The following is a 23,581-nucleotide window of genomic DNA, read 5'->3' as shown; positions in this document are numbered from 1 at the left end:
GATGGCGTTGGCCTCCTGCGCGCTCTCGACTAAGCCTTGCTCGACTAAGCCCTGGTTTTGCCGCTCCCGCCTTTCTCACTGGCGCGGCGCAAGGCCTCGGCGAGCGCTCCGCCGCCCGACGGTTCCTGCGGCTTGCGCGTCGCCGACGATGTCTTCGACGCGCGGGAATTGTTACTTGGCTTGCCTTGCGCCGGACGCTCGCTCCTGCCGCCGGCTTCGTCATCGAGACGCAGCGTCAGCGCGATGCGCTTGCGGGCGACTTCGACCTCCAGCACCTTCACCTTGACGATGTCGCCCGACTTCACCACCTCGCGCGGATCCTTGATGAAGGTCTTCGACATCGCCGAAATGTGCACCAGCCCATCCTGATGCACGCCGATGTCGACGAAGGCGCCGAACGCCGCGACGTTGGTTACCGTGCCCTCGAGGATCATGCCGCGCTTGAGATCCTTCAGCGTCTCGACACCCTCTTTGAACACCGCGGCCTTGAAGGCCGGGCGCGGATCGCGGCCGGGCTTTTCCAATTCGCGCAGAATGTCGGTCACCGTCGGCAAGCCAAAAGTATCATCGACAAAACTTTGCGGCTTGACCTCGCGCAGGATCTCGGCGTTGCCGATCAGCGCCTTGATGTCGCTCTTGGTCGCGGCAAGAATCTTGCGCACGACAGGATAGGCCTCCGGATGGACGCCGGAGGCGTCGAGCGGGTCGTCGCCGCCGGTGATGCGCAGGAAGCCGGCGCATTGCTCGAACGCTTTCGGCCCTAGCCGCGGCACCTGCTTTAGCGCCTTGCGTGACTTGAACGGGCCGTTGGCGTCGCGGTGCTGGACGATGCTTTGCGCCAGCCCTGTGCCGATCCCCGATACCCGCGCCAGCAGCGGCGCCGAGGCGGTGTTGGCATCGACACCGACCGCATTCACGCAGTCCTCGACCACGGCATCGAGCGAGCGCGCCAGTTTGCTCTCGCCGAGGTCATGCTGATATTGTCCGACGCCGATTGCCTTCGGATCGATCTTGACCAATTCGGCCAGTGGATCCTGCAGCCGCCGGGCAATCGACACCGCGCCGCGCAAGGTGACGTCGAGTTCCGGCAATTCCTCGGATGCAAAGGCCGAGGCCGAATAGACCGAGGCGCCGGCTTCCGACACCACGATCTTCGACATCTTCAAGTCCGGAAGCAGCTTTACCAACTCCATGGCGAGTTTATCGGTTTCGCGCGACGCGGTGCCGTTGCCGATCGCAATCAAATCGACGCGATGTTGCACGGCGAGCTTGCCGAGCGTCGCCAGCGCTTCGTCCCAGCGCTTCTGCGGCTCGTGCGGATAGATCGCCGTGGTGGCCACCACCTTGCCGGTGGCATCGACGACGGCGACCTTGACGCCGGAGCGGAAGCCGGGATCGAGGCCCATGGTGACGCGCGCGCCCGCCGGCGCCGCCAGCAACAGGTCGCGCAGATTAGACGCGAACACCCGCACCGCTTCCTGCTCGGCCGCGGTCCACAGCCGCATCCGCAAGTCGATGTTGAGATGGACCTCGATCTTGGTGCGCCACGCCCACCGCGCCGTCTCCACCAGCCATTTGTCGCCGGGGCGGCCAGAGCCGGAAATGGCGAAGCGCTGCATGATCTTCGCCTCATACGCGCTGATCGCGGCCGGCGTCGCGGCGACCGGCTCGGGCAGCATCTGCAGGTCGAGGATCTCTTCCTTCTCGCCGCGGAACATCGCCAGGATGCGGTGCGAGGGCAGTTTGGTGAGCGGCTCGCTGAAATCGAAGTAGTCCTTGAATTTCTCGCCCTCGGTTTTCTTGCCCTTGCGCACGGTGGACGCCATCAGCCCGTTCGACCACATCTGCTCGCGCAGCGCGCCGATCAGGTCGGCGTCTTCGGCGAAGCGCTCCACCAGAATTGCCCGCGCGCCATCGAGCGCGGCAGCCGCATCGGCCACCTGCTTGTCGGGATCGATGAAGGTTAAGGCCACGGTTTGCGGATCGTTCTCCGGCTGCGCCAGCAACAAATCGGCCAGCGGCTCCAGCCCCGCCTCTTTGGCGATCTCGGCCTTGGTGCGGCGCTTCGGCTTGAACGGCAGATAGATGTCTTCCAGTCGCCCCTTGCTGTCGGCCGCCAGAATGGCCGCCTCCAATGCGGCATCCAGCTTGCCCTGCTCGCGGACCGAATTGAGGATCGCGATGCGACGTTCTTCCAGCTCGCGCAGGTAATTCAGGCGCTCCTCCAGCGTGCGCAATTGCGCATCGTCGAGCGCGCCGGTGATTTCCTTCCGATAACGCGCCACGAACGGAACGGTGGCGCCGCCGTCGAGCAGCGCCACCGTCGCCTCGACCTGTTGCTCGCGAACGCCGAGTTCCTCGGCAATCTGTCGATAGATGTTTGTCACGTGCGATCTTTCTGACGCCGCTGCTGTGGGTGATAACCAGCCGCGGGAGGACGCTTATGGACCATCGCGGATCGCTTCATCAACCCGCACGACGAAACAAATTGATCTGTGGATGGACGCCGTTGCCGTTCGAGGCGATGCGGTTCCGTAGGAGATGGTGCCCATGCATGCGGCGCGATGAAGGCCACTCAGATCTATCGAAAGCCTGGCAATCTTCGAGCTGGATCGCGCGCTGCAAGACATAGCAGAAAAATCGCCCGTCATTTGCACTTTCTGCAGGAAACGCCTCTTGGCAAAGGCCTTGCCGGAACCTGATTGGAAATATCGCCCCACGAGGGTGGCCAGGCCATTGTCCGCAACGTGGAGGGGAGTGAGATGCGGACCAAATCGGAGAATCAACGCCATGCAATTACACATGCACCGGGCCAGGAGATGCGGGCACGAACACGAAGCGGGAAGCCGTGCCAGTCGCCCGCGATGGCAAACGGTGGATGCCAAATGCACGGTGGCCCCTCGCCGGGAGCACCAAAAGGTAATCGGAATGCATTCAAGCACGGTAGATATGCGGCGGAAGCAATTGCGCGACGCCGAAATATTTCAGCCTTGATCCGCGTCGGTCGCGCTCTAACGTTGGCGAATTAGGCTCTCTGGGGTTAACCGAGAGATTTCGATTCGGTTAAGACGTGATGCAAGTAACCCAACCCAATCTCGCGCCGAAAAGCCGTTGGCGTAACTCCAATCAATTTTCGAAACACGCGGTTCAGTTGGGCTGCATCGCTAAACCCCACCGTAAGCGCCACGTCGGCAATCGATAGATCGCGTTTCAACAACATCTCTTTCGCAACGCTGATCCGCTCAGATAGGACGTACTGATAGGGCGAAAGCCCAACTGAGTGTTTAAACGCCCGAATAAAGTGGAACTGGCTCAATCCTACCGAGTTCGCTAGCTCGGATATCCCGATTCCTTTCGAAATGTGAGCATCAACAAACTCTTTGATGCGCCTTAATTGATGTCCAGTTAAACCTCCGCGAACCGGCTTCAGTTGCGAGTGCTTTGGGTCAGCGGCGAGCCGTAGTTCCCACAACAGCAACAGCCCGAGGGTCTCCGCATATGCATGGTCGTCTATGCCAGAGCCATCTAGGACGCTTCGGAGTTTTTGGAGCGTAGCTTTAAGATTGTTGTTTTCAAAATATAGAGATGGAGGAATCTTTGAGATATCGTTTGCGTCGTGACATGATGTGGGAGGGGCGAGATGAACGGCAAAGGCCGACGACACCCGGCCTTTGAAACAATTCCAACCTTCCACGGAAGATCCGATCGGCGCGAACGTCAATTTATCTCGGGCGTCAGTAAGCGTCGAACGGCTCCCTCCGTTTACAGTCGTCTCCCCATCAGAGCGAACATAATCATGCAGCGCTAAATAAGCTGCATCTCCCTTCACTCGGAATTCCAATTCCGCTGGTTCAATACGAACAAGCTCGGCAGAGAACCACGACCAAGACATCCGTTTAACTGAGAATGGATGATGTGCATCGGGGTCGCGCTGATGCAACTCGATTTTGGCGTCCGGCCCCAAACTAAATTCCCTTCAAAGATTCGGTCTTTTCACAATGTACATACCGATAATTCCTTCGAAATATCAATAATTGCTCGGAATAAAATTGCCGTGGTAACGCGTTTAAAATGCAACATTTACAGTCTTACAACTTGCGTCAAATAGCTTTTTTTGCGCCAAAATAATTTCGACGATTGATCTGGCGTTGCCAATCAAGAAACCAACTGATCCTGTCCCGGCGTCTCCAAATCCCAAAGTTGCGGGACATTATGAAAGCCCTCGCATGTCATGGTGGTGGTCATTGTTGCTTCCGGACTTCTTTTCCTGTTTTGGCCCGTCACCCCGCGCGTGTTGCTCAGATGAATTGATGAGAGGTCATGATCGAGAGGGCCGGCGATAATGAAAAGCAGAAATTGCAAGTGAGGAGCATTTCAGACGGGGCGCCACTAGCTGGCTGCATCATAGCTATAGGTTTTTTCTCATTTGTTGGCGGCGCGGTGTCGTTCCTCATTCATTTTTTATTTTGACGCCGAGCGCCGAGGCCTAGGCACTCGTCCATTGAACCGAGTTAGCAATGCTCAACAGCGCACAAAAATCCCCGCGCGGGCATTGCGGGTAGCTCTGATGCAACTCCATTTTAGTGTTCGGTCCCAAACTAATTCCCCTCAAAGATTCGGTCCTTTCACAGAGTGCATACCGATAGCTCCTTCGAAATATCAATAATTGCTGGGAATATCTAAAATTGCCGTGATCACGCGTCTAAAATGCAACATTACAGTCTTGCAACTTGCGTCAAATAGCTTTTTTTCGGCGAAAATAATTTCGCCGATTGATCTGGCGTTGCCAATCAAGAAACCAACTGATCCTGTCCCGGCGTATCCAAATCCCAAAGTTGCGGGACATTGTGAAAGCTCTCGCATGTCATGGTGGTGGTTATTGTTGCTTCCGTTGGTCGCCATTGCCGGTGTTTGGCTTTGGGCTAGATATGAAATCTGGAAAGCCGAGCGAATGACCCTTCAGGAATTTTCCAAGAAGGATGCCAAGGGGCAACGAAGCCGCCAACGAATGAATTCAGATCTTAAATGACAAAGTGTCCGGCCCCGCCCTCAAAGATTCGGATCTCTTTCACAATGTACATACCAATAATTCCTTCGAAATATCAATAATTGCGCGGATAGCAAAAGTTGCTGTGGGGCGCGCTAAAAAATGCACATTGAAGTCTTACAACCTGCGCCAAATAACTTTTCTTGCGCCGAAATAACTTCAGGCGCCGCTGCTCCCATTGCAGATCACAATTCCGCATGGTGTCGTTCCGGCTCTCTTTAAGATGTTCGAGCGCACGTTCGATTTGGAGTTGCGCTGACGGATTGAATCGGTTGGCGGCGGCGCTGGATTGATGACACTACGTGGTGCGGTTAAAGCCTTACGCATCCAATCGTGCGCGATTTGCGACACGGTGGACGCTGTTATACTTCCTTTGACTTCTAGCAACGGGACCATTGAAGGCGGCGCTTTTTCTTGGAGCGGAGCGGGGCTCCTCAGGGCTTCAATGTTGCTTTGCTTTTTTGGGCTGTTCTTTCTGTCGCTGGCGATGGTTTCGACTCATTCCGTCGCTTTCCACGTCCGGTATCATGACGCTTTTAGCGCAAGCGCTGCGACCGCGCTTCTGCTCACTGCGTGCATTGCGCCAGCATTCCAATTCGCCAAGTTTAGTTTCGGCTATTTCGTCAGCTTCTATCTCTTTACGATGACGGCTGGTTATTTTTGGCTCAATCGGTTCAGTGAGCTAGAGTACGACCATCGCACTGCGCTGATATCTGCGATCGTTTCGATCATTCTATTTTTGGTTCCAGCTCTTCTAATTCGACCGCAAACAAATCGCGCAACCACCATCCCACTCAAGACATTTAACCATCTCCCGGCGTGCATTCTTGTGTTTGCAATCTTTACGCTGGCCATTTCCTCGTTGAGTGGGTTTCACTTCGTCGGTCTGTCGGAGATGTATAAATACCGGACTGAGCTCGCTCATCCACGCGCGGTGCAATACCTCCTAGGTAATATTAGCGGAGCGTTGATCCCCTTCGCGTTCGCATGTCTGCTGGCAAAACGTCGATGGCTTATGTTATTCGCGCTGTTTTCAGTGTCCGCGATGTACTACGCCGTTACGTTGACGAAGGTCTCCCTATTTCTTCCATTCTATTTGGTCTTCATCGCTCTTCTGTCCATGATGTTTGAGGCGAAAATATCCGCTGTACTGTCGCTCTTGATACCCTTGTTGGTCGGTTTGTTTGCGATGATTTTTCTTCCCGATGTATCGGGCCAGACTTTCGGATTATTCAGCCTTCGGCTTCTCGCGATCCCCTCAATCTCTCTGGAGCACTATAACGCGTTCTTTGCAAATCACCCGTTGACCCATTTTTGTCAAATATCGATCGTCAAGCGTTTTGTGGCGTGTCCGTATTCCGACCAGCTAGGTGTCGTTTTTGCCAACGAATATAAACTCGGAAACATGAACGCATCGCTCTTTGCTACCGAAGGCGTTGCGTCTGTTGGACCGGTCTTTGCGCCACTATCAGCTCTCGTTTGTGGATTGGTGATAGCAGTCGGAAACAAGGCATCCGCGGGGCTTCCGGATCGCTTCGTACTCATTTCTGCGTCTGTTATTCCGCAGATCTTGCTCAACGTGCCGCTATCAACAACGCTGCTTTCAAACGGCCTCGGACTTCTTTTCCTGTTATGGCATGTCACCCCACGCAGCTATTTCGATAAAACGGCGCGTTGCTCACATGAATTGACGAGAGGTCCTGATCGAGAGGGCCGGCGATAATGAAAAAGCAGAAATTGCAAGCGAGAAGCATTTCAGACGGGGCGCCACTAGCTGGCTGCATCATAGTTATAGGTTTTGCCTTTATCGTAGTGGAAAGCCTCGCGCACGGACGCATCAGTCGGGATGCGGTTCTTTTTGCGTTCTTGGGTTGCGCTGTTGGGTTGAAAGAGACGTCCCAAACGCTCACGCCCGCGACATCAACCTTTGTCGCATAAACATGCTGGAAGCCGTGCACAAAACCACACGGAACGCCGGGATATTCTCTGTTGTCCGTTCGGCGGCACATTCTTCATTTTGGCTCCTGTGCGTCGACATGTACCCGGTTCTAGTGGGGGCCTCCATTCCATGGTCGACTTCCGGCGTCGCGATTTTCATGGTTATTTGGTTTCTTGTATTGATCCCGACGCTCGATCCAAGCTCATTCCTGAACTCTCTGAAACGTCCTGCCTGTTCGCTACCACTGGCTTTCTTTGCGCTTGCCGTCATCGGGACGCTGTGGGCGGATAGTTCATGGTCTGCGAGGCTACATGGCATTAGTTCCGTGACGAAACTTCTCGCGATACCATTCCTACTCTATCATTTTGAACGCTCACAGCGTGGGAACTGGGTGTTCGTCGCGTTTCTGGTTTCTTGCGCACTTTTGATGGGGCTGTCGTGGATCGTGCTGTTCGCGCCGGATTGGAAGATTACAGCCAATGAGCCCGCGGGTGTGCCCATAAAGAACTATATCGATCAGAGCCAAGAATTTGCTTTGTGCATTTTTGCATTAGCTTCTTTCGCTCTGACGTTATTCAATCAGCGGCGCTTAGCGCTAGCTACGGTCTGCGCGACGCTGATGTTCTGCTTCTTCGCCAATATGATGTTCGTAGTATCAGCGCGCACGGCCTTGCTCTACATGCCGGTGCTACTGATCCTTTTCGCCGTCAGGCATCTCGACCGTGGTGCAACGCTATTACTGTTTGCCGGAGCGATGGCGACCGCGATACTAGTCTGGTTGGCCTCACCTTATTTGCGACAACATGTCGAACACGTGGCAGTCGAGTACCAAGAATATCATGAAGCCAATCGTCCAACCTCTACGGGTCTACGACTGGAGTATTGGAGCAAGTCGATCGAGTCTATCGGCGAGGCTCCTCTATTCGGCAAGGGCACAGGTTCAACCCAACAATTGTTCGATAGGGAAGCCCTGGGCAAGAGCGGCGCCTGGCCTGATTCGATCAACAATCCGCACAATCAAACGCTCTATGTGGCCGTGCAGTGGGGCGCGTTGGGTTGTTTTGTCCTCTATGCAATGTGGTACTTTCATCTTTTGCTATTTCGCGCGACGAACTTCGCGGCGTGGATCGGGCTCATCGTTGTAGTTCAGAATGTCGTGAGTTCGCTTTTAAATTCGCATCTGTTCGATTTTCAGGAGGGATGGATTTACGTGTTGGGCGTAGGGGTTGCTGGCGGCTTAGCGGCACGAGCGAAGAAAGCGATGCACGCGCATTCGGGTGGACCCTCCGCTCCTATCGCAGCGCGCTAGCTGACGCGCGCAATTCCGAATCCTCGCACGCGCATCCGATGCCTTAATGGCGCGCCTGCCTTCTCTGTCGGGTTGGGCGGGGCTCGAAGCGAACCCGGTTCTCATAGAGAGGCGTCGGGCGGTTTCCGAAAAAATAAGGAACTGAGGGCACCGAAAAGCTCCCAAGAGGCAATAGACGCCCGGGTTAACGGCGCGCTAACAAAGGCACTCAGTGAATCGCTTGGCGATGGTGTTACAAAAGACCGAATATGTCGGCCAAGACCATACGACGACATCGCAGAACGTAACCGATATCGCGAGGTGGGTTGGTACAATCTAAAATCAGTCGACTGCCAACCACATCGAGGGCCCTGTTCAGCTTTTTCAGCGGTCAGGGTGCCTAGGTCGACGTTCGCTAGGACTGACGTTTGGGAGCTGAGTTGGGGACTAGTCCTTCGATCCGAAAAATTATCTGTGATATTTCAATGATTCAATAGACATGACTGGCGGAGAGGGAGGGATTCGAACCCCCGATAGGCTTGCACCTATGCCGCATTTCGAGTGCGGTGCATTCGACCACTCTGCCACCTCTCCAGGCGCCATATTGGAGCGACTCTAGCCGCTTTGGTCGGGCCGTGTTCTAGGCGAGGACGGCTATCCAGACAAGGCACGGGAGGGAGAAATTGCGGCGTCGCACGGTCCAAGCGAGCGGCCCGAAGGCGGGACAAAGGTGGGACCGCCGTACGCGATAAAAACCGGCGGTCCCGTGTCGCATCATTGAAATTTTGGCCGGGAAGTGCGGCTTCGCTGGCCAAGGTGAGCGACGGATTGACGGTAGCGATCCCCCGGCGTTCGGCAATGCGAACTCGGTTTTAACCTAACCGGTCAAGGTTACCGGCCGCGCCGGTTCCGGCCTTCGCAAGTATTCGGCCGCGTTAATCCTTGCTCTTCTTCTCTTTCTTCTCGTCCTTGTCTTGATCCTTGTCCTTCTTGCGGTTGGTGAAGCGCGCATTGCCGAGACCAGTGCCGATGGTCAGCACGCCCCAGCGCTCCACATCCTGCATGAACGGCGCCTCGGAGAGGCCCTGCGCCACGCCGTCATTGTGCATCAGGACCGCGGTGTCGTGACCGCCGATCTCCGGGATCGCCTCGATCAGGCTCGCCGGCAGATTGAATTTGCTGCTCTCCCAATTGCCCGGCAGGTTTTGCGCGCCCTTTGCGATCGAGCCGTCCTCGTTGATCACGCCGGGACAGGCGATGCCGATGAAGGGCGCAAGCTTCAGGCCCTCGCTGTCGGCAGCCGATATCAGCTCTTTGAGCATTTTCACCAGCCGCTTCACCGCACCCTCCCGGGTCGGCTCATCATCGGCGTGGCGCCAGAGCTCGGATTTCCAGACTGAGGCTTTCGACAGGTCGGCCGCTTTCTTCCAGCGGGTCTCGACCACGCCGCAGCGGATATTGGTGCCGCCGATATCGACCGCCAGGATGCTGTCATGGGCCTCGAAAATCCAGGATGGCGCCAGGTGCAGACAGCCGATCAGGCCCGCTTCATCGGGATGGAACCGGATAGGCACCAGATCGACCTTGAAGCCTTCGGCCTTGAGGATGATATCGGTGCGCGCGATGGCAAGCTCGCCGACCCGGCTCTGCCGAAAGCCGCCGCCGACCACGATCCGTTCGGTGTCGGCCCAGGCCTTGGTCTTGAGAAACCGCTGCGTCACATAGGCTAATTCCTGCGCGAATTCCTCGATCGCGCCATGCACCAGCGCGGCGGCGCCGACGTCGTCACCCACCAACGCCTCGTCGAGCGTCGTCTTGGGGATGGTGACTGCATCTTTGCTACCGAACGGATCTTCGCCGTTCTTCTTCAGCGGCTTGCGGAGCGTATCCAAAATCTTGCGAAACGCGCCTTTGCTGGCGCGGTCGCCGAGAAAGCCGTCGTCGTCCTTCAATTCGATATTGAAGCTGTCGACATCGACTGACGGCAGGCGGGTGGCGCCGTGCCTGCCGATGCCGGAGGTCGTCAAGGTGTCTTCGGACATTTGCCCTGCCCATAGCGGAAATTCGGGGGACAACGGCGCTGGAACCCGTTGGTTTCATCCAACGGGCGAGCAGCGAATGGCGAATGGCGGGCGACCTTCCCTATTCGCCATTCGCCACTCCCCATTCGCCATTTTGGGCTAAATCCCTCATATTTCGCTCGATTTCAGGCCACTTTCCCTTGACTTGGGGCTATCGGTGGCTATAAGTCCGGCAACCCGGCGCGGGATTTTCTCGCGCTGTTTGTTTTTGCGCGGATTTTGGGGATCGTTTTCCGATCGCGCGGAAATTGAACCCATAACGACTGAACAAGAAGCCGGCCCGGACCCGTTCCGAGGCCGGGATCGAACACGAAGGAATAAAACGATGTTCGCAGTCATCAAAACCGGCGGCCGGCAATACCGCGTCGTTCCGGATGATGTGCTCGAGATAGGCAAGATCGCCGGCGATGTCGGGACGATCGTGCAGCTTGGCGAAGTGTTGCTGGTCGGCGGCGAATCACCGGTGCTCGGTACGCCAACGGTTGCCGGCGCATCGGTTGCGGCCGAAGTGCTGCAGCACAAGCGCGGTCCGAAGGTGATCGCGTTCAAGAAGCGCCGCCGCAAGAATTCGCGCCGCAAGCGCGGCTATCGCGACGAGATCACGGTGCTGCGCATCACCGAGATCCTGACCAACGACAACAAGCCGACCATCGGCCCGCGTCCGAAGCGCGAGAAGCCGATCGTGACTGAGCCGGCGGATGGCGACGACGAGGCGCCGAAGGCCGCGAAGAAAAAGGCAACGCCTAAGAAGGCGGTCGCCAAGGCTGCGGCAAAACCGCGCGCCAAGCCCGATGCCAAGAAGGCCGCGGCGAAGAAGAGCGACAAGAAGTGATCCGCGCCGCGTAAAACGAAACGTGACAAAAAGTGAAATGATTCCGTCAAGGAATTGATCTAGAGATACGATCAAGTTTGGAGACGAGCTATGGCTCACAAAAAAGCAGGTGGTTCATCGCGGAACGGGCGGGATTCCGCGGGCAAGCGCCTCGGGATCAAGGCCTTTGGCGGCGAGCACGTCATCCCCGGCAACATCATCGCGCGTCAGCGCGGCACCACCTGGCATCCCGGCCTTAATGTCGGCATGGGCACCGACCATACTCTCTTTGCCAAGGTCGAGGGCCATGTCGTGTTTCGTGCAAAAGCCAATGGCCGCACTTTCGTGTCGGTTGTTCCGATGACGGAAGCCGCGGCCGAGTAACGGTGGACAACATGAGTCCGCCGGGTCCTGTTGAACCGGCGGAGCTCCAAGGGCTCCAAAGGGGAGGCGGGAAACCGGCCTCCTCTTTTTATTTCGCTTACGGAGCCCGAGATGCTGCAGGATATCCCGACCCCGGCACTACGTGAGGCAAGTCCTTGCGTCCTCGAGACCGAACGGCTGACGTTGCGCAGGCCGACACTCGCGGACGTAAAAGCGATTGCGCGTCTCGCCAATGACCGCCGCATTGCGGAAAACACCCGCCGCCTGCCGCATCCCTATTCTCAGGACCACGCCATCGAATTCGTCCGCGGCACCGCAAGCGATCCGCGCGGCACCGTGTTCCTGATCGAAAACAATTTTGTCCCGATCGGCATGGTCGGCATCGACTGGCGCGATCAAGAGGCGCCGGAACTCGGCTACTGGCTCGGCTTCGAGCATTGGGGCCACGGTTTTGGCACCGAAGCGGCCCGCGCGGTGATCGATTTCACCTTCGAGGAATTCGACGTCGAGCACCTCACCTCGGGCGCGCGCGTCACCAACCCGTCCTCGCGCAACATCCTGGAAAAGTGCGGCTTCCAGTGGAGCGGCGTCGAACTGCACCGCTTCGAGGCGCTCGGCTCATCGACCCCTGTCGATTGCTTCCGTCTTTCGCGCGGCGTGTGGTCGTCGCTGAAGAGCTGGGGAAGCTCGACACGGCGCGCGCGGTAATCTGTCCGTCAAGCACCCGGTGGACTGGCCATCGCGTCAGCCCGCCCCAAATCCCGCTCACGCAGAAAAATATAAAGCCCCGCGCCGATGATGATGGCGGCGCCCAGAATCGTCGCGGGCGACGGCACGTCGCCAAACACGAGATAGCCGAACATCACCGCCCAGATGATCATCGAATATTGATAGGGCACCACGACGGAAGCAGGCGCGAGCTTGAGGGAACGGTTGCCGCACAACAGCGCGCACACCGAGATAAAGCCGGCCGCAACGAACAGGCCGAGGCCCGCCGGCGTCAGCGTAATCCATCCGAACGGCGCCAGTACTGCACCGAAAGCAAAGGTGCCGATGAATTGCGCCGACGCCAGCACGATATCCGGCGTGGCGCGCAGCGAGCGGGTGATCAACATCAGGACCGCAAACGCCATGCTGCCGGCAAGCGCAATCATCGCCGGCCAGCTGACGGTTTGCGCTGAGGGTCGAAGCGCGATGAGCACACCGCAGAACCCGACCAGGATGGCGCTCCAGCGCCGCCAGCCGACCTTTTCGCGCAGCACGATCGCCGACAGCGCGGTGACGAAAATCGGCGTTGCCAGGTAATAAGTGACGACATCGGCGAGCGGCAGATAGACGGTCGCGAGGAAGAACGCCGCGACCTCGAGCGTGGACAGCACCACGCGAAACAATTGCAGCCGCGGCCGCTCCAGCTGCAAGAATTCGCGGCGGCGCCGCCAGATCAAGGGCGACAGCAGGATCAGCGCGGCGGCGCCGCGCAGCAGCAGCAATTGCCCGACCGAATAGGTCGCGACGATGAATTTGCCGAGCGTATCGCCGAACGCGAATATGCCGACCGACACCAGCATCAAGCCAATGCCGGCGAGGCGCGCCGAGCGCTCGTCGGAGGCGGTGGAGATTTTGGCGAGCAGGCTCATTTGGGACCGCGGCGTTTCCTCGCTTCGTCATGGCCGGACATAGCCGTCCGAAGGACGGCGTCGCTTCCGCTCGCCTATGTTCCGGCCATCGACATCTTTCACGCCGCGCTGTTTTAAAGACGTGGATGCCCGGGACAAGCCCGGGCATGACGAATGGATGATATAGATTGCTCCCCGAAAACATCAGCCCGTTAGCAAGAGAAACCCCCATGATCGAGTTCGATCCCGCAGCGCATCGCATGGTGCCGCAACAGCGCTGGCTCGAGGATTTTGTGCTCGGCGAGCGTTTTGTCATCCCAAGCCGCACCATGACGCCGGCGGTGTTCGCGGCGTTCCAGACCGCGAGCGGCGATACCCACCCCGTTCATTACGATGTCGAATATTGCCGCGCCCGCGGCATGCCGAACCTGCTCGCCCATGGCTTTCAGACGCTGATCCACACCGCGCCGGGAAGCGGGCTGTTTCCGTTTATGGTCGAGGAATCCCTGGTCGGTTTTTTGGAACAGTCGAGCCGGTTCCTAAAACCTGTATACGCCGACGATACGATCTATCCGGCGCTCGAAGTGAGCGAATTGACACCCGGCCGCTCTACCGGCGTGGTGACCCTGCGCTCTACCGTGTTCAATCAGCGCCGCGAGCTGGTGCTGGAAGGACTGCAGAAATTTCTCATCCGCCGCCGGCCGGCGGCTTCGCCATAAATAGCGCCGCGCCCAATGCGGCGCTTCATTCGATCACCTCATCAGCTGTCACCAGCAGCGACGGCGGAATCGTCAGTCCAAGGGACTTGGCCGCCTTGAGATTGACGATCTGCTTGAAGTGCGTCGGCTGCTCGACCGGCAGATCGGCGGGCTTCGCGCCTTTTAGAATCTTGTCAACATACCCGGCGGCTTTACGGAAATAATCGGGAAAGTCCTGCCCATACGACATAAGCAGACCGTACTGGACCATTTCGCCGACCGTCGTCAGCGTTGGCATCCTATGCGCCAGGGCCGATGCGCCTACCCGCGCCCGTTCATTGAACATCATCGATCCAATAACAACCGCACCGTCAAAGCCGTCTTGAGCGATCGTTGAAAACGCCGGCTCGACAGCATCCGGTGTCGGCACTTCGACCGAGCGGACAAAAAGGCCGAGAGCCTTCCCAGCATTCAGCGAAGCCGAGAAAAAACCTGGCGCAATCGGGTCCTTCGGATCGGCGAGAAGCGCCACTCGGGACAGGCTCGGGACCGCCTCCCTCAAAAGACCCAGACGCTTGCCGGACAGATCAACCGACATCAGTGACAGTCCAGTGGCGTTGCCGCCCGGATGCGCCAGACTCTCGACAAGCCCATAACGGACCGGATCCGGCACGATAACAAAAACGATCGGGATGGTGCTTGTGGCTTGTTTCAACTCGATGGCACATTTCGCCGTCACGCCGACGGCAATGTCGACCTTGCTTTCGACAAGCTCTTTCGCGAGGGCGCGAAATCGATCAGCCTGTTCGGCGGGAAACCTGTGCAAAAACTCGACATTTTTGCCTTCGACATAGCCGAGATCGCTGAATGCCTTGGTCAGGATTTCCAGATATTCCTTCTCCTCCTCCGCGCTGGCCGCGTGCCAAAGCACCCCGATTTTAGGTATCTTTTTGGTCGGCTGCTGTGCGTGAGCGGCAAGCGGCAAGGCCGCCGCGCCGCCGAGGAGAGTCATGAACTGGCGGCGCCTCATGATAATTTCCGGATCTCGCAAATTGTTGGTTCGCGGCAACTCTAGCACATTGGCGGGATGGTCATTTGAGCCTCATTAAGGCCCTAAAATATTGAACTTTCGCGATATTTACCTAGTTAAAAGGTTGCCGCGCCCACCCCCCTCCGATACGGATACGCGATGAAATTCCTCGACGAAGCAAAAGTCTATATCCGCTCCGGCGACGGCGGCAACGGCTGCGTGGCGTTTCGCCGCGAGAAATATATCGAGTTCGGCGGACCCTCGGGCGGCAATGGCGGTCGCGGCGGCGACGTCATCATCGAAGCAGTCGACGGATTGAACACGCTGATCGACTATCGCTATCAGCAGCATTTCAAGGCGCAAAAGGGCACCAACGGCATGGGCAAGGACCGCCATGGCGCCAACGGCAAGCCGATCATGCTCAAGGTGCCGGTGGGCACGCAAGTGTTCGACGAGGACCGCGTAACGCTGATCCACGATTTTACGACATTGGGCGAAAAATTCACCCTCGCCGAGGGCGGCAATGGCGGTTTTGGCAACGCGCATTTCAAGTCGTCGACCAACCGCGCGCCGCGCAACGCCAATCCAGGGCAAGAGGGCGAGGAGCGCTGGATCTGGTTGCGGCTGAAACTGATCGCGGATGCAGGTCTCGTCGGCCTGCCCAATGCGGGCAAGTCGACCTTCCTTGCCAAGGTCAGCGCCGCAAAACCGAAGATCGCCGACTATCCCTTCACCACGCTGCATCCGCAGCTCGGCGTGGTGAATGCCGATGGCCGCGAATTCGTGCTGGCGGATATTCCAGGCCTGATCGAAGGCGCGCATGAAGGCGCTGGTCTTGGGGATCGCTTTCTCGGCCATGTCGAGCGTTGCCGTGTCCTGTTGCATCTGGTGGACGCGACCAGCGAACATGCCGGCAAGGCCTACAAGACGGTGCGCACCGAACTCGATGCCTATGAAGGGCACCTCGCCGATAAGATCGAGATCGTCGCGCTGAACAAGATCGACGCCGTGACGCCGGACGAATTGAAGAAGCAGAAGGACCGCCTGAAGCGCGCCGCCAAGAAGACGCCGCTGCTGATTTCGGGCGTCACCGGCGAAGGCGTCAAGGACGCGCTGCGCGCGCTGGTCGAGGTGATCGGCGAAGCCCCGGTCTCCGGTAAGGCCAAGGGCGCAGCGCTGGCTGAGCCGTGGGCGCCGCCGACGCCGCAAGGCTGAATTTCGCGGCTTGCACGCTTCCCTCGCTGTGATCTTGTAGTATTCCCTTACAGGCCTGACACTCTGCTTGAAAAGCCTTGCCGCAAAGCCTCATCCATGGCCCGCCCCAGCTTAAAAAAATTCCGCCGCATCGTTGTTAAAGTCGGCTCATCGCTATTGGTCGATTCCGACGCCGGCGAGGTGCGGGCCTCGTGGCTCGCAGCGCTCGCCGCCGATCTGGCAAAACTGCACAAGGAGGGGCGCGACATCCTGATCGTGTCCTCCGGCTCGATCGCGCTCGGGCGAAGCCGCCTGAAATTGCCCCGCGGCACCTTAAAGCTCGAGGAAAGCCAGGCCGCGGCCGCCGTCGGGCAGATCGCGCTGGCGCGAACCTGGTCTGAGGTGCTCGGCCATCACGGCATCGGCGCCGGTCAAATCCTGGTGACGCTGCAGGACACCGAGGAGCGCCGCCGCTACCTCAACGCGCGCTCGACCATTGCAAAGCTGCTGGAATGGCGCGCGGTGCCGGTCATCAACGAAAACGACACCGTTGCCACCAATGAAATCCGCTACGGCGACAACGACCGCCTCGCCGCCCGCGTCGCCACCATGGCAAGCGCCGATCTCTTGATCCTGCTCTCGGACATCGACGGTCTCTATGATGCGCCGCCGGCCGCCAATCCCAACGCAAAGCTGATCCCGATCGTGGAGAGCGTTACCTCCGAAATCGAGGCAATGGCAGGCGCTGCCGAATCCGAATTGTCGCGCGGCGGCATGTACACCAAGATCGAGGCGGCCAAGATCGCAACCACGGCAGGCACGCATATGCTGATTGCGTCCGGCAAGATCGAGCATCCGCTGCAGGCGATCGCAGACGGCGGGCGCTGCACCTGGTTTCTGACGCCCGCCAATCCCGTCACCGCGCGGAAACGCTGGATCGCGGGATCCCTGGAGCCCAAGGGCACGCTCACCATCGACGCCGGCGCGGTCAGCGCGCTCCGCGCCGGCAAAAGCTTGCTTCCGGCGGGCGTGATCCGGGTCGATGGCCAATTCGCCCGCGGCGATGCGGTGGTGGTGCGCGGCCCCGACACCCACGAAATCGGCCGCGGCCTCGTCGCCTATGACGCCGACGATGCCGAGAAGATCAAGGGCCGCTCGTCGCCGGACGTGATGGCGATCCTCGGCATCAGCGGCCGCGCCGAGATGATCCACCGCGACGATCTCGTGGTGGGCGGCCCGAGAGGCCCGGTTTCCCAAGGCTAGCTTCCAAGGCTAGGCCATTGACCGACCCGACCGTTTGGCCCACCCGCCGCCGCCATACCCGGCACCCGCCCGCCTGCCATGCCCCTTCCGCGCTTCGCAACGGTCAGATTTCCGTGCTAGGACATGGCGTTAACCGAGGCTGGAAACGACATGAGCGCATCCCTGAAGGCGATCGACGGCAACGCCGATCTGCCGGCCCTGATGACCGAGTTGGCTACCCGCGCGCGCACCGCCGCTCGGGCGCTCGCGCTTGCCTCCCCGGAACAGAAAAATCGTGCGCTGCAGGCGATGGAGCGCGCCATCCGCGCCAGCGCACCTGCGATCCTCGCAGCCAATGCCGAGGATGTCGCGGAGGTTCGCGCAGGCGGCGCCAGCGCGGCCTTCATCGACCGGTTGACGCTGACGGACGCGCGCATCGACGCGATGGCCGACGGCATCGCAACCGTACACGATATCCCCGATCCCGTCGGCGTCGTGACCGAGAGCTGGCAACGGCCGAACGGCATGACCATCGAGCGGGTGCGGGTGCCGCTCGGCGTCGTCGCCGTGATCTTCGAAAGCCGCCCCAACGTCGCGGCAGATGCCGGCGTGCTGTGCCTGAAATCCGGCAACGCGGTGATCCTGCGCGGCGGCTCGGACAGTTTCAGGTCCTGCCGCGCGATCCATGATTGCCTGGTACAGGGATTGCACGAGGCGGGTCTGCCGGAGGCTGCGATCACGCTGGTGCCGACGCGTGACCGCGCCGCGGTCGGCCTTCTGCTCAGCGGATTGAACGGCGGTGTCGATGTGATCGTGCCGCGCGGAGGCAAGAGCCTGGTCGCGCGCGTCGAAGCCGAAGCGCGCGTGCCGGTGTTTGCGCATCTGGAAGGCGTCAACCACGTCTATGTCGATCACGCCGCCAATCTCGAAATGGCGAAGTCGATCGTGCTCAACGCGAAAATGCGTCGGCCCGGCGTCTGCGGCGCCGCCGAAACCTTGCTGGTCGATCGCAAGGGCGCATCGACAAATCTCAAGCCGCTGGTCGAGATGCTGATCGACGCCGGTTGCGAAGTGCGCGGCGACGAGGCGGTGCAGCGAACCGACCCGCGGGTAAAGCCCGCCTCCGAGGAAGACTGGGACACCGAATACGAAGACGCGATCATCACCGCGAAAGTGGTGGACGGCGTCACCGAGGCGATCGCGCACATCCACGATCACGGTTCGCATCACACCGATGCGATCGTGACCGAGGACGCAGCCGCCGCCGGCAGATTTCTCAACGAGGTCGATTCGGCGATCGTGCTGCATAACGCCTCGACGCAATTCGCCGACGGCGGCGAATTCGGTTTTGGCGCGGAAATCGGCATCGCCACCGGAAAATTTCACGCCCGCGGCCCGGTCGGCGCCGAGCAGTTGACCAGCTTCAAATATCGCGTCCACGGCACCGGGCAGACGCGGCCGTGAATGCGAAAGCGTTTTCAAGCGAAGTGGAAGTCGGTTCGCGTGAAGAAAACGCGTCAAACAAAAAATAGACCTTCGGTTCTGATTCAATCGGAGCCGAGCGGCACGCGGTGGCTCCGTTGAACAGGGCTGCAACCTCGCCGCAATCGGTCTCACAGGCAATTCCGCTCTACAGCAACGGTATGCGTATCGGCTTGCTCGGCGGCTCGTTCAATCCGCCGCATGTCGCCCATCGCGCCATCAGCCTGTTCGCGATCAAGCGCTTGAAGCTCGATCGCGTCTGGTGGCTGGTGACGCCGGGCAATCCGCTGAAGGATCGCGGGGCCTTGCACGATCTCGACCAGCGCATCGAGGCCGCGCGCGAGATGGCCGACGATCCGCGCATCGACATCAGCTGTCTCGAATCCGTCATCGGAACCCGATACACTGTCGACACCATCACCTATCTGCGCCGCCGTGCTTCCGGGCTGCGCTTCGTCTGGATCATGGGCGCTGACAATCTCGCGCAATTTCATCGCTGGCAGAACTGGCGGCGCATCGCCGCCGAGGTGCCGATTGCGGTGATCGACCGTCCGCCACAAAGTTTTCGAGCGCTTGCCGCGCCCGCGGCGCAGGCGCTCGCACGCTATCGGCTGCCCGAAAACCAGGCCGGCAGGCTGGCCGATCATCGTACCCCGGCCTGGGTGTTCCTGACCGGCATGAAATCCAGCCTGTCATCGACCGGGCTTCGGAACCCGGACGGCAGCTGGAGAACAAAGTGAGGAGGCGGCTTCACTGGAATATTGAAACCGTTAACCCCACATGCGTAGTATAGCGAGCGGGCGCCTTACGGATTCGGCGGTCGCGATACAGTGAAAGGAATGGTCCCTGGCCACATCTGTATTGTCCAAGTCAGTTTTACCCAAGGGTTCTAAAACCGCGCGTAAAACATCGACCCAAGCTGCGGCCTTGAAGGCGCAACCCGACGCCGACAAGACGCTGAAACTGATCCTCTCCCGCCTCGACGATATGAAGGCGGAAGAAACGGTCACCATCGACCTTCGCGGCAAATCAGCCTTCTCCGACTACATGATCGTCACCACCGGCCGGGTCAACCGGCACGTCGGCGCGATCGCGGAGAATGTCGCCAAGGGTCTCAAGGAAACCGGAATCAAAAACATCCACATCGAGGGCTTGCCCAATTGCGATTGGGTGCTGATCGATTCCGGCGACGTGATCGTGCACGTGTTCAGACCCGAGGTCCGTGAGTTCTACAATCTGGAAAGATTGTGGACGCAGGGCCCGGTGGCGGCAAAGGCGATCTAGTTTATCGAGCTGATGTGAAATCGGCTCGGGCGCACGCTAGCGTGCTGGCGCGCATCGCAACGCGTGCGAGCTGTTGATCTTGGGCATTTTCTACGGCAAACCGGATTCCACTTTGCCGCAAAAAGGCTCTCATGCGCCTCATCGTCATCGCCATCGGCCGGCTGAAGCAAGGTCCGGAGCGGGAACTGGCAGAGCGCTATCGCGAGCGAATAGACGACATCGGCCGCAAGCTCGGTTTTCGCGGTCTGGAGATTCATGAAATTCCCGAAAGCCGCGCCCGCGACGCGACCGGCAGGATGGCCGAGGAAGCGGCCGCGATTTCAGCCGCGATGCCCGAGAATTTTGTCCTGGTGGCGCTGGATGAGCGCGGCGAGAATCTCGACAGCATCGCTTTTTCCCGGCATCTCGGCCGCTGGCGGGACGAGGGAATCGGCAACACTATTTTCGTAATCGGCGGCGCGGACGGACTTTCGCCCGATTTGCGGCGCAAGGCAAAGTTGAGGATGGCGTTCGGCTCTGCGACCTGGCCGCACCAAATGGTCCGCATCATGCTTCTGGAACAGGTTTATCGGGCCGCGACCATTTTGGCCGGCCACCCCTATCACCGCGCGTGAGCCGGAACGCTGGAAAGCGCCGATCGGAATAGATGCAGAGAACGCGGAACATTCAGTCCTACCCTGACACCGGCCGCGGTCCGCGATCTTCGGTCCGGGTTCCCCTTTCCGTCGCTTTGTTGTCCGCGGGCTTTGCCGGGATCAGCCCGTTGCCGGCAGCGGCTCAGGCCCAAGCCCAGGTCGCAGCCACAGCGCCGCCCGCGACCGCGGCTTCACCTGACGCGATCAAGCAGCGCGAGCAGGAACTCGAAGCGACCCGCGCGCAGCAGAAGAGCGCGGCGGAAGCGCAGGAGAAGCTGAAGGCCGACATCGCGGCGATCGGTCAGGACCGCAGCAAGCTCAATACGCAGCTGATCGATATCGCGGCCCAAGTGCGCAGCGTCGAGACCCGGATTGGCGATGCCGAAGCGCGGCTGCGTCCGCTCGATGGCCGCGAGCAGCAGATTCGCGGTTCGCTCGATTCGCGCCGTTCCGAGATCGTCGAGGTGCTGGCAGCGCTGCAGCGCGCGGGCCGGCGCACGCCGCCGGCCCTGCTGGTGCGCCCCGAGGACGCGCTGCAATCGCTCCGCACCGCCATGCTGCTTGGCTCGGTGGTGCCCGAATTGCGGACCCGGGCGGAAATGCTCACCAGCGACCTCACCGAGTTGGTGACGCTGCGCAAGACCATCGCCAGCGAACGCGACCGGCTGGCGGCGGACCGCGACAACCTCAGGGACGACCAGACCCGGCTTGCCGCTCTGATCGACGAGCGGCAGCGGCAGCAGAGTTCGATCGAAAAGGACATGGCAACGGAAGGGGCGCGGGCGATCGCGTTATCCAAGCAGGTCGACAGCCTGCAGGGCCTGATCGCCAAAATGGAGCAGGATTTGAAGAGCGCCGCCAAGGCGGCTGCGACCGCAAGCCTGCAGGGCGCCCCCGCGACCATCAACGGCAAGCCCGATCTGAGAGCGCTCAAGGACCCTGCCCGGCTCAGCCCGGCCATTGCTTTTGCGACCGCCAAGGGTTTATTCGCGTTGCCGGTTAATGGCGTCAAGATTCGCGATTTTGGCGGTTCCGATGGCGCGGGTGGCGTAGAAAAGGGCATTTCTTTGGCAACCCGGCCGGGAGCCCAGGTCACAACCCCGTGTGACGGTTGGGTTGTTTACGCGGGTCCCTTCCGCAGCTACGGACAACTCTTGATCCTTAACGCCGGGGGCGGGTATCATGTGTTGATCGCCGGGATGGAGCGCATTTCGGTTAACATCGGCCAGTTTGTACTTACGGGGGAGCCGGTCGCGACCATGGGGACGACGTCCCAGGTCGCATCTATCCTCGCGACCAACGCGAGTCAGCCCGTGCTCTATATCGAGTTCCGTAAGGACGGCACTCCAATCGATCCAGGCCCATGGTGGGCCGCAAATGAAGGCGAAAAGGTTCGCGGATGATGCGCAAGACTTCAGTAATTCTCCTAAGCGCCGCGGCCGGCGCGGCATTGACACTCTTCGTGACCCAGCCACGCGCGGTGCTCATGGGATCGAGTGCGCGGGCCGCGACCTCGGACACCTATCGCCAGCTCAATTTGTTCGGCGACGTGTTCGAACGGGTCCGCAGCGACTATGTCGAGAAGCCTGACGACTCAAAGCTCGTCGAGTCCGCCATCTCCGGCATGCTGTCCGGCCTCGATCCGCATTCGAGCTACATGGACGCCAAGAGTTTTCGCGACATGCAGGTGCAGACCCGCGGCGAGTTCGGCGGGCTCGGCATCGAAGTCACGATGGAAGACGGCCTGATCAAGGTGGTGTCGCCGATCGACGACACGCCGGCATCGAAGGCCGGCATCATGGCCAACGACATCATCACCAATCTCGACGACGAAGCGGTGCAGGGCCTCACCCTCAACCAGGCCGTCGAAAAGATGCGCGGGCCGGTCAATACCAAGATCCGGCTGAAGATCATCCGCAAGGGCCAGGACAACCCGATCGACGTCACGCTGGTGCGCGACAACATCCGCGTCCGCTCGGTACGCGCGCATGTCGAGGGCGACGATATCGGCTATATCCGCATCACCACCTTCAACGAGCAGACCACCGAAGGATTGAAGCGGGAAATCACCAACCTGCAAAACCAGATCGGCGACAAGCTGAAGGGCTTCGTCATCGACCTGCGCAACAATCCCGGCGGCCTGCTGGAAGAGGCGGTCACGGTCTCCGACGCCTTCCTCGAGCGCGGCGAGATCGTCTCGACGCGCGGCCGCAACGCCGAGGAGACTCAGCGCCGCGCCGCCCATCCGGGCGATTTGACCAAGGGCAAGCCGGTGATCGTCCTGATCAACGGCGGCTCGGCATCGGCCTCCGAAATCGTCGCCGGCGCGCTGCAGGACCACAAGCGGGCGACGCTGGTCGGCACCCGCTCGTTCGGCAAGGGCTCGGTGCAGACCATCATCCCGTTGGGAAGCGGCAACGGCGCGCTGCGTCTCACCACCGCGCGCTATTACACGCCGTCGGGCAAGTCGATCCAGGCCAAGGGCATCGTGCCCGATATCGAGGTGCTGCAGGACGTGCCCGACGAGCTGAAATCGCGCACCGATACCAAGGGTGAGGCCTCGTTGCGCGGCCATCTGAAGAACGACGGCGACGAGAAGACCGGCTCGCAATCCTACGTGCCGCCGGACGCCAAGGACGATAAGGCCCTCAAGATGGCCGACGACCTCCTGCACGGCATCAAGGTCAATCCGACCGCACCGACGACCGCCGACAAGGGTTCGGCGGACAAGCCCGCCACCAAAGAGGCGAACTGATTCGGTTCCGCTAGTGAATTTACGAAAAGGGCGGCCTTCGGGCCGCCTTTTTTGCGTCGGGTCCCGACGGCTCGGGGCGGCGCCTGGAACGGACT

21 protein-coding genes and 1 tRNA gene are annotated in these 23,581 nt (G+C 59.8%); 16 read left to right on the top strand and 6 right to left on the bottom strand.

What is annotated here, in order from left to right; genetic code table 11:
• Nucleotides 1–44: 44 nt before the first annotated feature.
• Complete coding sequence (locus tag B5526_RS20160) at nucleotides 45–2,387, bottom strand: Tex family protein (protein WP_079540892.1); 2,343 nt, start codon at nucleotides 2,385–2,387, stop codon at nucleotides 45–47.
• A gap of 375 nt (nucleotides 2,388–2,762) precedes the next feature.
• Between B5526_RS20160 and B5526_RS39755 the strand changes: the two genes are divergently transcribed.
• Complete coding sequence (locus B5526_RS39755) at nucleotides 2,763–3,029, top strand: HGGxSTG domain-containing protein (RefSeq protein ID WP_433994588.1); 267 nt, start codon at nucleotides 2,763–2,765, stop codon at nucleotides 3,027–3,029.
• Nucleotides 3,030–3,040: 11 nt separating this feature from the next.
• On the opposite strand, the gene B5526_RS20150 is transcribed toward B5526_RS39755, so the two are convergent.
• The gene (locus tag B5526_RS20150; RefSeq protein ID WP_079540890.1) at nucleotides 3,041–3,964 is read right to left on the bottom strand and encodes a helix-turn-helix domain-containing protein; all 924 of its coding nucleotides are present in this window, start codon (nucleotides 3,962–3,964) and stop codon (nucleotides 3,041–3,043) included.
• Nucleotides 3,965–4,690: 726 nt separating this feature from the next.
• Between B5526_RS20150 and B5526_RS37795 the strand changes: the two genes are divergently transcribed.
• From B5526_RS37795 to B5526_RS20135, 3 genes are all read left to right on the top strand, one after another.
• Nucleotides 4,691–5,029: a hypothetical protein gene (locus B5526_RS37795; RefSeq protein ID WP_154071367.1), complete on the top strand. Its 339-nt coding sequence runs from the start codon at nucleotides 4,691–4,693 to the stop codon at nucleotides 5,027–5,029.
• A 310-nt stretch (nucleotides 5,030–5,339) separates the two neighbouring features.
• The gene (locus tag B5526_RS20145) at nucleotides 5,340–6,770 is read left to right on the top strand and encodes a hypothetical protein (RefSeq protein WP_154071366.1); all 1,431 of its coding nucleotides are present in this window, start codon (nucleotides 5,340–5,342) and stop codon (nucleotides 6,768–6,770) included.
• 217 nt (nucleotides 6,771–6,987) lie between these two features.
• Nucleotides 6,988–8,295 (top strand): O-antigen ligase family protein, encoded by a 1,308-nt coding sequence (locus B5526_RS20135; protein ID WP_079540884.1) that lies wholly within the window; start codon nucleotides 6,988–6,990, stop codon nucleotides 8,293–8,295.
• A 483-nt stretch (nucleotides 8,296–8,778) separates the two neighbouring features.
• On the opposite strand, the gene B5526_RS20130 is transcribed toward B5526_RS20135, so the two are convergent.
• A tRNA-Ser gene (locus B5526_RS20130) sits at nucleotides 8,779–8,868 on the bottom strand.
• A gap of 341 nt (nucleotides 8,869–9,209) precedes the next feature.
• Nucleotides 9,210–10,316 (bottom strand): ROK family protein, encoded by a 1,107-nt coding sequence (locus B5526_RS20125; RefSeq protein ID WP_079540882.1) that lies wholly within the window; start codon nucleotides 10,314–10,316, stop codon nucleotides 9,210–9,212.
• A gap of 364 nt (nucleotides 10,317–10,680) precedes the next feature.
• Between B5526_RS20125 and rplU the strand changes: the two genes are divergently transcribed.
• The 3 genes from rplU to B5526_RS20110 all read left to right on the top strand — a co-directional run bounded on the left by rplU (nucleotide 10,681) and on the right by B5526_RS20110 (nucleotide 12,258).
• Nucleotides 10,681–11,187, top strand: coding sequence for a 50S ribosomal protein L21 (gene rplU / locus B5526_RS20120; protein WP_079540880.1), 507 nt, complete (start codon nucleotides 10,681–10,683; stop codon nucleotides 11,185–11,187).
• Nucleotides 11,188–11,277: 90 nt separating this feature from the next.
• Nucleotides 11,278–11,550, top strand: coding sequence for a 50S ribosomal protein L27 (gene rpmA, locus B5526_RS20115; RefSeq protein WP_079540878.1), 273 nt, complete (start codon nucleotides 11,278–11,280; stop codon nucleotides 11,548–11,550).
• Between the two features lie 111 nt (nucleotides 11,551–11,661).
• Nucleotides 11,662–12,258 (top strand): GNAT family N-acetyltransferase, encoded by a 597-nt coding sequence (locus tag B5526_RS20110; protein WP_079540876.1) that lies wholly within the window; start codon nucleotides 11,662–11,664, stop codon nucleotides 12,256–12,258.
• A gap of 8 nt (nucleotides 12,259–12,266) precedes the next feature.
• Here B5526_RS20110 and B5526_RS20105 read toward each other — a convergent pair whose 3' ends face one another.
• On the bottom strand, nucleotides 12,267–13,187 hold the full coding sequence (locus B5526_RS20105; protein ID WP_079540874.1) for a DMT family transporter: 921 nt from the start codon (nucleotides 13,185–13,187) through the stop codon (nucleotides 12,267–12,269).
• Between the two features lie 209 nt (nucleotides 13,188–13,396).
• On the opposite strand from B5526_RS20105, the gene B5526_RS20100 reads away from it, so the two are divergent.
• Nucleotides 13,397–13,885, top strand: coding sequence for a MaoC family dehydratase (locus B5526_RS20100; protein ID WP_079540871.1), 489 nt, complete (start codon nucleotides 13,397–13,399; stop codon nucleotides 13,883–13,885).
• Nucleotides 13,886–13,910: 25 nt separating this feature from the next.
• Here B5526_RS20100 and B5526_RS20095 read toward each other — a convergent pair whose 3' ends face one another.
• Nucleotides 13,911–14,894: an ABC transporter substrate-binding protein gene (locus B5526_RS20095; protein ID WP_079540869.1), complete on the bottom strand. Its 984-nt coding sequence runs from the start codon at nucleotides 14,892–14,894 to the stop codon at nucleotides 13,911–13,913.
• A 159-nt stretch (nucleotides 14,895–15,053) separates the two neighbouring features.
• Between B5526_RS20095 and obgE the strand changes: the two genes are divergently transcribed.
• The 8 genes from obgE to B5526_RS20055 all read left to right on the top strand — a co-directional run bounded on the left by obgE (nucleotide 15,054) and on the right by B5526_RS20055 (nucleotide 23,486).
• A complete protein-coding gene (gene obgE / locus B5526_RS20090; RefSeq protein ID WP_079540867.1) occupies nucleotides 15,054–16,109 on the top strand; it encodes a GTPase ObgE in 1,056 nt (351 codons plus the stop codon).
• A gap of 96 nt (nucleotides 16,110–16,205) precedes the next feature.
• Nucleotides 16,206–17,351, top strand: coding sequence for a glutamate 5-kinase (gene proB, locus B5526_RS20085; protein ID WP_079540865.1), 1,146 nt, complete (start codon nucleotides 16,206–16,208; stop codon nucleotides 17,349–17,351).
• Between the two features lie 150 nt (nucleotides 17,352–17,501).
• Nucleotides 17,502–18,794, top strand: a complete 1,293-nt coding sequence (locus B5526_RS20080; RefSeq protein ID WP_079545131.1) for a glutamate-5-semialdehyde dehydrogenase — start codon at nucleotides 17,502–17,504, stop codon at nucleotides 18,792–18,794.
• Between the two features lie 116 nt (nucleotides 18,795–18,910).
• A complete protein-coding gene (locus tag B5526_RS20075; protein WP_079540864.1) occupies nucleotides 18,911–19,552 on the top strand; it encodes a nicotinate-nucleotide adenylyltransferase in 642 nt (213 codons plus the stop codon).
• Between the two features lie 187 nt (nucleotides 19,553–19,739).
• Nucleotides 19,740–20,096 (top strand): ribosome silencing factor, encoded by a 357-nt coding sequence (gene rsfS, locus B5526_RS20070; protein WP_079540863.1) that lies wholly within the window; start codon nucleotides 19,740–19,742, stop codon nucleotides 20,094–20,096.
• 131 nt (nucleotides 20,097–20,227) lie between these two features.
• Nucleotides 20,228–20,710 (top strand): 23S rRNA (pseudouridine(1915)-N(3))-methyltransferase RlmH, encoded by a 483-nt coding sequence (rlmH, locus tag B5526_RS20065; protein WP_079540862.1) that lies wholly within the window; start codon nucleotides 20,228–20,230, stop codon nucleotides 20,708–20,710.
• A 32-nt stretch (nucleotides 20,711–20,742) separates the two neighbouring features.
• Nucleotides 20,743–22,134, top strand: a complete 1,392-nt coding sequence (locus B5526_RS20060; protein ID WP_079540861.1) for a murein hydrolase activator EnvC family protein — start codon at nucleotides 20,743–20,745, stop codon at nucleotides 22,132–22,134.
• The gene (locus B5526_RS20055; protein ID WP_079540859.1) at nucleotides 22,131–23,486 is read left to right on the top strand and encodes a S41 family peptidase; all 1,356 of its coding nucleotides are present in this window, start codon (nucleotides 22,131–22,133) and stop codon (nucleotides 23,484–23,486) included. Before B5526_RS20060 ends, B5526_RS20055 begins: the two co-directional genes overlap by 4 nt.
• The last annotated feature ends 95 nt before the right edge of the window (nucleotides 23,487–23,581 follow it).

The organism is Bradyrhizobium lablabi, from assembly GCF_900141755.1.
Classification (GTDB): domain Bacteria; phylum Pseudomonadota; class Alphaproteobacteria; order Rhizobiales; family Xanthobacteraceae; genus Bradyrhizobium; species Bradyrhizobium lablabi_A.
This window is presented reverse-complemented; position numbering and strand designations above follow the sequence as displayed.